13 protein-coding genes are annotated in these 10,193 nt (G+C 59.7%); 9 read left to right on the top strand and 4 right to left on the bottom strand.

Annotation, left to right across the window (positions count from 1 at the left end):
- From H1Y01_RS15925 to rbsK, 5 genes are all read left to right on the top strand, one after another.
- On the top strand, nt 1-1,072 hold a 1,072-nt coding region (locus tag H1Y01_RS15925), incomplete at its 5' end, for a phosphopentomutase (protein ID WP_180541496.1).
- 11 nt (nt 1,073-1,083) lie between these two features.
- Nucleotides 1,084-1,818, top strand: a complete 735-nt coding sequence (tpiA, locus tag H1Y01_RS15920; protein WP_219341607.1) for a triose-phosphate isomerase — start codon at nt 1,084-1,086, stop codon at nt 1,816-1,818.
- Nucleotides 1,819-2,997: an MFS transporter gene (locus H1Y01_RS15915; protein WP_180541494.1), complete on the top strand. Its 1,179-nt coding sequence runs from the start codon at nt 1,819-1,821 to the stop codon at nt 2,995-2,997.
- A gap of 31 nt (nt 2,998-3,028) precedes the next feature.
- Nucleotides 3,029-3,616: a DUF507 family protein gene (locus tag H1Y01_RS15910; RefSeq protein ID WP_180541493.1), complete on the top strand. Its 588-nt coding sequence runs from the start codon at nt 3,029-3,031 to the stop codon at nt 3,614-3,616.
- A gap of 3 nt (nt 3,617-3,619) precedes the next feature.
- On the top strand, nt 3,620-4,552 hold the full coding sequence (rbsK, locus tag H1Y01_RS15905) for a ribokinase (protein ID WP_180541492.1): 933 nt from the start codon (nt 3,620-3,622) through the stop codon (nt 4,550-4,552).
- Here rbsK and H1Y01_RS20135 read toward each other — a convergent pair.
- From H1Y01_RS20135 to H1Y01_RS15890, 3 genes are all read right to left on the bottom strand, one after another.
- On the bottom strand, nt 4,545-4,796 hold the full coding sequence (locus H1Y01_RS20135; RefSeq protein ID WP_180541491.1) for a type II toxin-antitoxin system HicA family toxin: 252 nt from the start codon (nt 4,794-4,796) through the stop codon (nt 4,545-4,547). The two genes, rbsK and H1Y01_RS20135, sit on opposite strands and share 8 nt — an antisense overlap.
- A 2-nt stretch (nt 4,797-4,798) precedes the next feature.
- A complete protein-coding gene (locus H1Y01_RS15895) occupies nt 4,799-5,044 on the bottom strand; it encodes a type II toxin-antitoxin system HicB family antitoxin (protein ID WP_180541490.1) in 246 nt (81 codons plus the stop codon).
- Nucleotides 5,045-5,269: 225 nt separating this feature from the next.
- The gene (locus H1Y01_RS15890; protein ID WP_180541489.1) at nt 5,270-5,710 is read right to left on the bottom strand and encodes a PIN domain nuclease; all 441 of its coding nucleotides are present in this window, start codon (nt 5,708-5,710) and stop codon (nt 5,270-5,272) included.
- A 300-nt stretch (nt 5,711-6,010) separates the two neighbouring features.
- Here H1Y01_RS15890 and H1Y01_RS20130 point away from each other — a divergent pair, with 300 nt between their 5' ends.
- Both H1Y01_RS20130 and H1Y01_RS15880 read left to right on the top strand, forming a co-directional pair.
- On the top strand, nt 6,011-6,724 hold the full coding sequence (locus tag H1Y01_RS20130) for a phytanoyl-CoA dioxygenase family protein (RefSeq protein ID WP_180541488.1): 714 nt from the start codon (nt 6,011-6,013) through the stop codon (nt 6,722-6,724).
- A gap of 3 nt (nt 6,725-6,727) precedes the next feature.
- Entirely contained in the window at nt 6,728-7,660 is a 933-nt protein-coding gene (locus H1Y01_RS15880) for an NADP-dependent oxidoreductase (protein WP_219341606.1), read from the top strand.
- A gap of 433 nt (nt 7,661-8,093) precedes the next feature.
- Here the strand turns inward: H1Y01_RS15880 and H1Y01_RS15875 are convergent, their stop codons facing one another.
- Nucleotides 8,094-9,323 carry an epoxide hydrolase family protein gene (locus tag H1Y01_RS15875; protein ID WP_180541487.1) on the bottom strand — a complete coding sequence of 410 codons (1,230 nt, stop codon included), beginning with the start codon at nt 9,321-9,323 and terminating at the stop codon, nt 8,094-8,096.
- Nucleotides 9,324-9,404: 81 nt separating this feature from the next.
- On the opposite strand from H1Y01_RS15875, the gene H1Y01_RS15870 reads away from it, so the two are divergent.
- Nucleotides 9,405-9,692: a hypothetical protein gene (locus tag H1Y01_RS15870; RefSeq protein WP_180541486.1), complete on the top strand. Its 288-nt coding sequence runs from the start codon at nt 9,405-9,407 to the stop codon at nt 9,690-9,692.
- A gap of 157 nt (nt 9,693-9,849) precedes the next feature.
- A partial coding sequence (locus tag H1Y01_RS15865; RefSeq protein WP_180541485.1) for a hypothetical protein occupies nt 9,850-10,193 on the top strand: 344 nt, incomplete at its 3' end.

Below are 10,193 nucleotides of genomic sequence, written 5' to 3'. Positions count from 1 at the left end.
TTTGGGTAATATCGCGCGGCGGCGCGGTTTGAAGCTGCCCAATCTGGCCGCGATGGGGCTGTGGAATCTGAAGCCGGTCGAAGGCTTCGCGCCCGCTGCGCACCCGTCGGCCGCTTATGGGCGCTCCGCTCTTGCGTCGCCCGGGAAAGATACAACCACAGGGCATTGGGAGATGGCGGGCATCCATTTGCAGCATCCTTTCCCGCTATTTCCAAACGGCTTTCCGCCTGAAATTATGGACCCGTTCGAACGGCGGATCGGGCGGTCGTCCCTCGGGAACAAGGCCGCGTCCGGAACCGAGATCATCAAGGAATTGGGCGAGGAACACCTGCGCACCGGGTCGCCGATTGTGTACACCTCGGCCGATAGTGTGTTCCAAGTGGCGGCGCATGAAGATGTGATCCCGCTGTGGGAACTCGACAAGATCTGCGAGACGGCCCGGGAAATCCTGCGCGGGCCGAACGAGGTGGGGCGGGTGATCGCCCGTCCTTTCAATGGATCCCCTGGCGCTTTTCGACGGACCGAGAATCGCAAGGACTTCGCCGTCCCGCCGCCCCAAGGCATGCTGCTCGACAAGCTCGAAAACGCCGGAGTCGAGGTTTACAGCGTAGGCAAAATCTTCGATGTCTTTCTAGGGCGCGGCATTGAAGAACACGTCAAGACCAAGAGCAACGCGGACGGGATGCAGAAAACCGCCGCGGCTCTCGCGGAACTCGAACGCGGTTTGATTTTTACGAATCTTGTGGATTTCGATCAGAACTTCGGGCATCGAAACGACGTGGAAGGCTATGGTGCGGCTTTGGAAGAATTCGATCGCTGGCTGCCCGAGTTCACTGCGAAGCTGACGCCGAACGATCTGCTGCTGATCACGGCCGATCACGGATGCGACCCGACAACGCCGTCGACGGATCACAGCCGCGAGTATGTCCCGCTGCTGGCGTGGAGCACTTCGCGAGCTGAAGGAGTGAACCTGGGCACGCGCACGACGTTATCCGACACGGGCCAGACTGTTGCTGCGAATTTCAATACTGAAATTGAGAAAGGGACCAGCTTTTTACCAGACATCGTATGAGGATTCCAGTAATGGCCGGCAATTGGAAGATGTACAAGACGGCCAAAGATACGCGCGCGTATTTCGCGAAGTTCCTGCCGCTCGTGAATGGCGTTGCCGATCGCGAGATCGTGCTCTGTCCGCCGTTTCCGAACCTGGAAGCCGCTGTGTCCGAGGCGCAAGGATCGCAGGTGAAAATCGGAGCGCAGAATCTGTACTGGGGCAAAGAAGGCGCGGTTACAGGTGAAGTGTCGGGACCGATGATCCACGCCGTCGGTTGCACCCACGTGATCATCGCGCATAGCGAGCGCCGCGAGTATTTCAACGAATCCGAAGAAGACGTCACGCGCAAAACGAAAGCTGCGCTGGAGGCCCAGTTGAATCCGATTGTCTGCGTGGGCGAACGCCTGGGCGAACGCGAGAGCGGACAAACCGAACGCGTGCTGCGAGAGCAGTTCCAAGGCGGGATCGGTCCGCTCGCGCCCGAAGAGTTCGCCCAAATCGTGATCGCGTACGAGCCGGTCTGGGCCATCGGAACCGGCAAGACGGCCACCCCTGAGATTGCGGAAGAAGCCCACCGCATGATCCGCGAAGAAGCCCGCCGGCGCTTCGGAGAAGATGCCGCGGCGAAAGTACGCATCCTCTACGGCGGGAGCGTGAAGCCGGAGAACGTGAAGTCATTGATGGCCAAGGAAGAAATCGATGGTGTACTGGTCGGAGGCGCGAGCCTCGACCCGCAATCCTTTGCCGCGATCGTGAATTTTTAAGTGCGCCGTTCCCCGCTGCTGCCCATCTTCCTCATCGTGTTCGTCGATATTCTCGGCTTCACGATGATCATTCCCCTGCTTCCGTTCTATGCGGAGAAAATGGGAGCGAACGATTTCACGGTGGGCTTGCTGCTCTCCAGTTACGCGCTTTGCCAGCTCATCGCCGGGCCGATTCTGGGGCGCTTGTCGGATCGGTATGGGCGCAAGCCGCTGCTCCTCATCAGCCAGGCCGGAACGCTCGCCGGCTTTCTACTTTTGGCCGCCACACATCAACTGTGGCTGGTATTCGTCTCGCGAATCATTGACGGGATCACAGCCGGTAACCTGTCGCTCGCGCAGGCTTACATCGCGGATGTCACGGTGCCCGAGAAGCGTGCGCAGTCGTTCGCCGTCATTGGAATCGCGTTCGGCGTCGGGTTCACGATTGGGCCCGGAATCTCAGGCGAACTGGCCCGCGGCAGCTACACCTGGCCGATCCTCGCGGCTGCCGCGTTGTCGTTCACAAGTATTTTATGCACGACGTTTCTTTTACCCCGAAATCCGCCTTACCCGGAAGGTGTTCCGCCGGAAACTCGCACAGACCATCCCGAGCGCGCGAATATTTTTCACCCTGGGGTGTACCTCGAATATCTGCGCCGGCCGGGTTTGGGGAATCTGTTTCTGCAGTTTCTGGCTTTCGCGTTCGCCTTTTCGACGTTTTTCGCGGGGTTCGCCTTGTTCTCGCAGGCGCGTTTGCATTACGGCCCGACGGAAGTGGGTCACGTTCTGTTGGCCGTCGGTTTACTCGGAATTTTGCTGCAGGGCAAAGTGCTTGGCTTGCTAGTCGATAAATTCGGTGAACGATTAGTTGCGCGCGCCGGTTTTCTGTCGGCGGGCGTCGCGGGGGTCGCCATCGCGCTGGTTCACAATACGGCGGCGATGATTGCCACCGCGGGCGGTCTCGGCATGGGCTCGGGGCTGGTGCGCGCCCCGGTAACCAGTCTGATTACCCGGAAAGCGGGCCGGCGGGAGCAGGGCGCCGTTCTGGGAATCACGCAGTCGCTGCAATCGATCGCGCAGATCCTCTCGCCGCCGATCGCGACCGGATTAATCGGCTTACATCTCGAGAACTTCTGGGCCTTTCTGGCCGGCGGCTTCATGCTCTGCGGCGTGCTGTTGAGTCTACGTTCGGAAACGTAAGCAAATGCGCTGCGTTGCTAAACTGGCTTAATTGCTGCTTCCCAGGGAGTTTGTAACGTATATCGGCCGCCGCATCATGCAGCGCCTTGTTCCGGGTATGATCGATACCGCAGTTCCGCAGCGTGTTGCCGAAATATCGGCGGATATGTTTCTGCAGGAATTAACCGCGGAAGATCGATTAAACGACGAAGTGCGCGCGATTCTTGACGATTACGCCGATTACATGCGCAAAGAAGGCGTGAGTTATCAGGAGATGTTTCGCCGCTCCAAGAACACGTTGATTGCGCAGCGCAAGATGGTACGGGCTTCGGGGCGCGATACCGGCGACGCGATGAAGCTTTCGCGCGATAAGGTCACCGACATTTCCCATAAGTTAGTGGCGGCGCTGAAGAAATCGCGCGAGCTGCGGTTGAAGCGCGACGTCAATGAGATCCGGCTGGAAATCATCAAAGTCGTCACCGAGATCCTTAGCTCCGAGGAGAAGGTGGACCGCGCCGCGCGCGATAAGGTGCGCTCCATTAAACGGGACATCCCGGAAGGCAGCGAGGAATGGGATCTGCTGCACCAGCGCTACTACACTGAAGAGCTGAAAAAGCTCGGCATCGATTTCGCGCGCTAGCCGATGGACGCCTCGATCGTAGTCGTAGGCAGTCTGAACATGGACTTCGTGGTGGCGGTGAAGAAACTCCCCGCGCCCGGCGAGACCGTGCTGGGGCGCAACTTCCAGATGATCCCGGGCGGTAAAGGAGCGAATCAGGCATGTGCCGCGGGCCGGCTCGTGCGCGAAGGAACGCGCGTGCGGATGGTGGGCCGCGTCGGGCAGGATCTCTTCGGCGATCATCTCAAAGCAAGCCTTTCAGCGGCGGGAGTTGACGTGAGCACGGTCGCCCATTCGCGAACGCAGCCGACTGGAGTTGCGTTGATTGCGGTGGAAGCGTCGGGCGAGAACTCGATCGTGGTCGCCTCCGGGGCGAATATGGATTTGCCGGCGAGCGATGTCGAAGCGATGCGTCGCGTGTTCCGTGGGGCGCGCGTGGTGCTGTTTCAGTTGGAGTCGCCGCTGGATACGGTTGCGGCTGCTCTGCGGATTGCGCGCGAGGAAGGGGCGTTGACGATCCTCGATCCAGCTCCTGCGCAGCCGCTCGGGCGCGAGTTGCTTGAGAACGTGGATGTGTTGACTCCGAACGAGTCGGAGGCGCTGGGGTTGCTTGGTGAACCGGCGCGGAGGATTGAGGCTGGGGAAGCGGCGGAGCTGGCTTCGCGCGTGAGAGCGCTCGGACCTCGAACGGTGATCCTGAAGCTGGGTGAGCAGGGAGCGTTCTTGCAGTCGGCTTCGGAGAGTGGTCATCATCCGGGTTTCCGGGTGGAGGCAGTGGATACGACGGCCGCGGGCGATACGTTCAATGCGGCGCTAGCGGTTGCGTTGGCCGAGGATCGAGCGATGGCGGAGGCGATCCGGTTTGCGAATGCCGCCGCGGCGATATCGGTGACAAGGATGGGCGCACAGGCTTCGGCGCCGGCGCGGGAGGAAGTGGAACGAATGGCGGCTATCTGATCAGCTTCAACCGCTTCAGATCTTCCTCTGCCCATTTGGCCTCTGTTTCGATCATCGACTCGAAGGTTTTCGGGGCAAATGTGTCGCCGGAGCCGTGGAATGTAACGGTTACGCGGCGCCCGTCGCAGTGGCGATAGATCTGATGCGAGCCGCTTCCGCGGTCAAAAACAAATCCGTCGCGGACGAGAGCCGAAATCAACTCGCGAGCCGTGGTCCCGCGGAGCGGCCCGTACTCGATCGCCACGGTCAGAGGGTGACAGCGACGCGCGGCTCGACGGTCACCTCGACCTCGCCCCGGAGCGATTCCGGCAAAGGTTCATCGTGCTCGACCATGCTTTCCATAACCAGGCGAACGACCTCTTCTATGTTCCGCAGCGCTTCTTCGCGCGTGCGACCCCACGTCGCAGCGCCCTTCCCATGCAGAGCCGGGCAGTACGCGTGCCAGCGGTCTTCGTCCGGCTCAACGACAATGTTGAAGGTGTACGTTCGCATCAATCGAACACAGCTTTGCCCATAGTTTAGCGGAATGTGACGGGAACTGCGGGAGTAATTGATTATAGGACCGACGTCACTGCAAATGGTTTCGCCGCGCGATCCCGGACCTCCTTGATCCAGACCAGCTTGAGCGCTCCGACGTAAGACGGTCACCCCGCCAGGCTTCTGCACCCACGCGGGCGGAAGTGGAACGATTGGCTGCGTGTTACGCCACGCGCGCCATCAGACAACAACCAGATTCATTTCAGGAGCTATCCGCCGCAGATCGCTCGGGTCGCTGGTGACGACCGATTGGCCGGCCCGGCGAGCGCAAAGAACAACATGCGCGTCCACAATATCGGCCGTCCCGGTCCGGGCCAGCATAATCCCGACGGCAGTTGCATCCGGCCCTTGCATCGCAATGACATCGGTCGAGGGTTGGCGAACCATTCGCGCGAGTCGCGACTGTCTGGCAGGGTTGCGAATCGCTTGTGCCAATGCGGTCGCCGGCACGGTAACCCGCATGCCGCGCTCGGCAGTGCGAGCGATCAGAGCAATCACGCGGCGATCGTCGCGGTCCAGTGCAATAAGCGCGCCGGCATCCAACGTGACACCGCTCAAGCGGCCTTTCCCTTTCTGACGTGTCTTTTGCGTTGCGCGGGAGAGAGAATGCCGTCGGCCCATGCCCGCTCTTTACTCGTGAGTGGGCCGCCCGTTTGACGGAGCGCGCTGTCTAGCATTTCTTTCCAACCCTCCGCATCATTTAAAGCGATCCCAACAGCGTGCTTGACGAATGCCGAAACGCTTGGCGACCGGCCGGCTGCAACCAGCGAGCGAACGTCGCTTAGCTGCTCGTTGTCCAGCGTGATCGTGATTTTGGTCGTCGCCATACCGGTTACCATACCACGCGGCAAGTGATCTCGAGAACGGAGAGCGAGGCCGAAGGACTGGCTGCGCGGCGATCTCGCGATCTATCGTACGAAAGTGAGCGATTATTGCACCGACCTCGCTGCGCATGGTTTCGCCGTGATTCCGGACCTCCTTGATCTAGACGAGTTAGAAAGTCTCGCCCTCGCGATTGCAAAAGCCGGCGAGGAATCCTGCGGTCGGAACCGCGGTGTCTACGCGATCCGCAACTTACTCCAAGCGGTACCCTCCGTCGCTAACTTAGCAACCTGCCCAGGAATCTTCAACCTCGCCCAACATCTCTTGGGTAGCGTCGCCGCGCCAGTAAAAGCGACGCTCTTTGACAAGACTCCAGATGCAAACTGGTTAGTTCCCTGGCACCAAGACTTAACGATCAGCGTGAAGGAGCGAGTTGATATTGATGGTTTCGGACCATGGACCGCTAAGGCAGGAGTCTTGAGTGTGCAACCGCCGGTATCAATTCTCGAACGCATGCTTGCGATACGAATTCACCTCGATGATTGCGAGGAAGGAAACGGTCCGCTTCGAGTTCTCCCAGGGACCCACCGCTTCGGCAGGCTGAACGCTGACAAGATTACGTCCCTACGGGCTGAAATCGATCCGGTGAGTTGCGCGGTCAGGCGCGGCGGAGTACTTTTGATGAAACCGCTGCTCCTGCACGCGTCTTCGGCTTCAGTGAGCCCGAGCCATCGGCGGGTAATTCACATCGACTACGCTGCCGTTGGCCTTCCGCTTGGTTTATTGTGGTCGCAAAGCTTGTTGAAAGGATGAACCATGCTGCAAACCGAACCGGCAACTATGAAAGCGGTGCGATTCGACCACTACGGCGACATTGACGTGTTGCAGGTGGTCGACGTGCCCATACCCGACCCGGCGCCTGGACAAGTCCGCCTCAAAGTGAAGGCTGCTTCCATCAACCCGGGAGAAGCGTCCATCCGAAAGGGACTCCTGCACACCCGGTTCCCCGCCTCGTTTCCTTCGGGCGAGGGAAGCGACTTCGCAGGTGTAGTGATCAAGGTCGGCGCTGACGTCACGGGCTTCTCATCGGGCGATGAGCTCATCGGCTTTACGAACTTTCGCGCCAGCCATGCCGAGTATGTAATCGCCGAAGCTCAAAATCTAATCAAGAAACCATTGAACGTTCCCTGGGAAGTAGCTGGTGCATTGCCAGTTGCCGGAAGTACAGCTTATGCCGCGGTGCGAGCCGTGTCTTTGAAGGCGGGCGACACGGTCGTGGTGTCAGGCGCGGCCGGAGGTGTAGGATCGATTGCCGTCCAGCTTGCAAAACGAACCGGAGCGGAAGTAATCGGCATCGCGGGCCCATCTAACCATGCGTGGCTGAACGCTCACGGAGTCAAGCCGCTAGCCTATGGAGACGACTTGAGCGACCGGCTCCGAGCGGTCGGCGTCACAGCCTTCATTGATACCCACGGACACGGGTACGTGAAGCTCGCGATTGATCTGGGAATTGATCCCGCCCGCACCAACACGATTATTGATTTCGATGCAGCAAAGCAATACGGGACGAAGGCAGAAGGAAGTCAGAGCGCAATGAACGCCGCGGTACTTGAGGAACTCGCGCAACTGCTCGCCTCCGGTGACTTAGAAATACCGATCGCGGCCACTTACCCGTTGGCTGAGGTCCGATCGGCCTTCCGGCAATTAGAGCAGGGCCATACCCACGGGAAGATCGTCCTGACTGACTAGGAAGCCAACCTATCCGTGACGCAACAAACCATACTTATCTCAACGTGGGAAGACGGCCTGTTCGCACTTATCGGTGACAACCTCACCCACGAGCTTGCGAACCTACCCGTTAGAGGGCTCCGCAGCGCTTCTTCGCGGGTGTGGCCCCATGTCGCAGCGCCCTTGTCATGAAGAGCCGGGCAGTACGTGCAAGCGGTCTTCGTCCGGCTCAACGACAATGTTGAAAGTGTGGGTTCGCATCGGCTGGACACAGCTTTTGTCTATAGCTTAGGGGAATATGACGGAAGCGAGGAGTTCTTTCCGGCGGACGACGCGTTGTAAATAAATGATTTCCTTTGGCGCCTCAATCTGCCAGGAGGTAGCAGCCCGAATCTCCCTGGACCCGCAGCTCGGGCTGCTACCGTGCACCAGATTCGCGCGCCGACCCCGTCCGCTAGTCTCGCAGCGATCTGAAGCCCGCGCGAACCTCCTCTGAAAAGAGCTTCGGCTGTTCCCACGCCGCGAAGTGGCCGCCCTTCTCCACCTTGTTGTAATAGATCAGTTTGGGATACGCCCGCTCCGCCCAACTCCGTGGAGCAGGATAGAGTTCATCGGGGAAGACGCTCACGGCCGTCGGGACCACCACGCCTTTGACGGCGAAGAACGACGCCCCTTTGTTCTCCCAATAGAGACGGGCCCCTGAGAGCGCCGTATTTGTCAACCAGGCGACCGTGATGTTGTCGAGCACGTCGTCTCGCGTGAGGCCTTCGCTCCCTCCCGCAAATACACGGGCGATCATCTCGTAGCTGCGCGCGTCGTGGTCGAGGAAATAAGCGGCCAAGCCGACGGGCGAGTCCGCGATTCCGTACATCGTCTGCGGCCTCAACCCCAACTGGAAGCCGTAGCCGATGCCCTTCGCGTAGACGACGCTTAGCCGCTCATAAGCCAGCTTCTCGTCGGCCGAGAGATTCGCCGGCGCCAGCTTGCCGGAAAAGGCCTGCCCATCGATGTCGAGCGGAATCACGTTAGGCATGTTGGTGTGAATGCCCAGCAACTCCGGCGGCGCCTGCGCGCCCATCAGTTCGGTGATGACGGCGCCCCAATCGCCGCCCTGCGCGACGAATTTCGTGTATCCCAGCCGTTTCATCAGCACAGTCCAGGCGCGTGCAATGTGGGCGGGGTCCCACCCGGTCGTGGTCGGCTTGCCGGAAAAACCGTAGCCGGGCATCGACGGAATCACGAGATCGAACGCGTCGGATGCATCTCCGCCATGCGTGGTGGGATCGGTCAGCGGATCGATAATCTTCATCTGTTCGGTGATCGAGCCGGGCCACCCGTGGGTAACGATCAGCGGCAACGCATTTTCATGCTTCGAACGGACATGGATGAAGTGGATGTCCAGCCCGTCGATCTCGGTAATGAATTGCGGCAGGGCGTTCAGTTTCGCTTCGATCTTGCGCCAGTCGTAATCTGTCGCCCAATAGTGCGCCAGCGCCTGAATCGTCGCGAGCTGTACTCCTTGCGACGCATCAGGCACCGTTTCGCGTTCAGGCCACTTTGTCGCGTTGATGCGCCTGCGCAGTTCGGTCAGTTCGGTTTCCGGAACATTCACATGGAATGGGTGAATGGCGGTCTTCTCGGAAGTCTGGTCAACGGCTCGTTGTGTAGCAGTCGTCTGGGCCATGGTGTCTTGCTCCTTCGAAGGTGATTTTAGTCCCTTATCCGGACTGAGTCGAGCCCCCCATCAGGTTACTGGCTCACCTGTTTGACGGGCGATCTTGCGACTTATCGTAAGGAAGTGATCGATTATCGGACCGAGGTCAACGTGAATGGGTTCGCCGTGATTCCGGACTTCATTGATTCAGATTCGTTGGCTGGTCTGATTGGAAGCCTCGCCCTCACGATGTCGCAAGTCGGCGAAGAATCCTGCGCTACAAAGCGCGGTGCATACGCGATTCGCAACTTACTGCAAGCGGTACCCTCCGTCACCGACTTAGCGACCTGCCCAGAAATCCTGGGACTCGCCCGACAGACTCCAGGTGCAAACTGTTAGTCCCGTGGCACCGAGGCGGGGTGCTTCTGATGAAACCGCTGCTCCTGCACACGTCTTCAGCTTCAGTTAACCCAAGCCATCGCCGAGCGATTCACATCGACTACGCCGCCGTTGCCTTGCCGCATGGTTTGATGTGGTTACATGGGCAAAGTAGTCCGTGACGCGACAAACCATACTTATCTCAACGTGGGAAGACGGCCTGTTCGCACTTATCGGTGACAACCTCACCCACGAGCTTACGAACCTACCCGTTAGAGGGCTCGCACCCGACGGGCGCGGCGGAGCCCTGGCCATTGTCGACGGACATTCGCTCCGTAGGCGTCCACCCGGCGGCGAATGGACAACCGTCGCTACTAGCGAGTTCGACCTCTCCTGCTGTATGGCCGTTGCAGTTGACATCTACGTAGGAACCGACGATGCGCGCATGCTGCGGCTAAGCCACGCGAGCGCTGCGCTCGATCCGATCGACGGCTTCGACAGGGTCGCGGGCCGCGATTCCTG

Origin of the sequence: Nevskia soli (genome assembly GCF_903970205.1) — a bacterium.
Taxonomy (GTDB): Bacteria; Acidobacteriota; Terriglobia; order Bryobacterales; family Bryobacteraceae; genus Bog-113.
Note: the sequence above shows the minus strand (reverse complement) of the source record. Positions and strands in the feature narration are given on the sequence as shown.

Coding starts and splice junctions, on each gene's coding strand:
- tpiA (WP_219341607.1), top strand. CDS start 1,084: ATGGCCGGCAATTGGAAGATGTACAAGACGGCCAAAGATACGCGCGCG.
- rbsK (WP_180541492.1), top strand. CDS start 3,620: ATGGACGCCTCGATCGTAGTCGTAGGCAGTCTGAACATGGACTTCGTG.
- H1Y01_RS15895 (WP_180541490.1), bottom strand. CDS start 5,044: ATGCGAACGTACACCTTCAACATTGTCGTTGAGCCGGACGAAGACCGC.
- H1Y01_RS15890 (WP_180541489.1), bottom strand. CDS start 5,710: ATGGGCCGACGGCATTCTCTCTCCCGCGCAACGCAAAAGACACGTCAG.
- H1Y01_RS15880 (WP_219341606.1), top strand. CDS start 6,728: ATGCTGCAAACCGAACCGGCAACTATGAAAGCGGTGCGATTCGACCAC.
- H1Y01_RS15875 (WP_180541487.1), bottom strand. CDS start 9,323: ATGGCCCAGACGACTGCTACACAACGAGCCGTTGACCAGACTTCCGAG.